Source organism: Bacillus pseudomycoides DSM 12442 (genome assembly GCF_000161455.1).
GTDB lineage: Bacteria > Bacillota > Bacilli > Bacillales > Bacillaceae_G > Bacillus_A > Bacillus_A pseudomycoides.
In genome coordinates, this window is the sequence record NZ_CM000745.1 from 4,900,448 (window position 1) to 4,901,581 (window position 1,134).

A 1,134-nucleotide genomic window follows, 5' to 3' on the forward strand; every position below is an offset into this window, starting at 1 on the left:
AGTGATTTTATTTCGCAATAAAAGTATAAGCAATGTACAGTATAATTTCATCTTTTGTAATCTTGTAGGGATTTTACCGACAAAACTAGGGGGAAATATTATGAAATCAATATCAAAAAAAGTCATGGCAGGGTTAGGTGTAGGAGCAATGAGTCTATCTATCTGGGCTCCTTCAAGTCAAGCAGCAGCTCCAGCGAATAATGAATATCATACTATTCATTTGGCAGCTAATCAAACATAGCTTGGGATGTATATAAAGGATGGCAATCTGATGATGCAGGTATTGTTCTATGGGATGGAGCCCGTGGTGACAATGAACAATTTGTATTTTTCCCACTTGATGGAGGAGCATATGCAATCGTAAATAAAAATAGTGGAAACCTGTAGGGATTGGTAGTGCTATCATTGGTAGTGATGGTGTTCGTAATATCCCCTCTTTCAATAATGAGGGTTTGCGACAAACGAGTTGGACTGGTGNCCCTAATGAACAATGGTATTTACGAGACAAGGGAAATAATAATTTTGAAATTGTAAACCAAGGATCTGGGAAAGTTGCATCTTGGGCGGGGGATGGAATTGTATGGATATAAAGATTATGTAGATTTGGATGAATCAAATCCTTCTGATAATGACAGGTTATTTCACATTCCAGCTGCTCGCAGTACTTTTTCATTACCAACCTTACCAACTGTAGGTACTAGACCCAATGCTCCAGATTATAATACAAGTGGGGCTATTGATCAACAATTACCTCAAACGTCAAATTCTGTTGTTGTTGGGGCATCTTTAATACCATCTATCATGGTAAAGGATAATGGTGCGAGTGATTATACAAAAATACACAATTCACCATATTATGTCTTAGTAAAAGAAGAATATTGGGAGAAAGTACGCTCAGAAATTATTCCTGCTGGTGCCACTAGTAAATATACAGTTAAATCAGGTGTAAGTGAGATAGATCAAAAAAAGATGTCTGATACGCTTGCAATGAGCTTTGGATCAGACTTAGGATTGAAATTTGGAGAATCATCTCTATCAATTAAATCGAGTGTTTCAAGAACAATACAAACAGAAGTTACTAAAACTTCTACGAATGCAACGGAAGAAACAGAGGAAAAGAGTATTCCAAGTATA

1 pseudogene is annotated in these 1,134 nt (G+C 36.6%); it reads left to right on the top strand.

Annotated elements, in window-relative coordinates:
- Nucleotides 1–100: 100 nt before the first annotated feature.
- Nucleotides 101–1,134: pseudogene (locus BPMYX0001_RS34775) on the top strand (RICIN domain-containing protein); the annotation flags it as partial.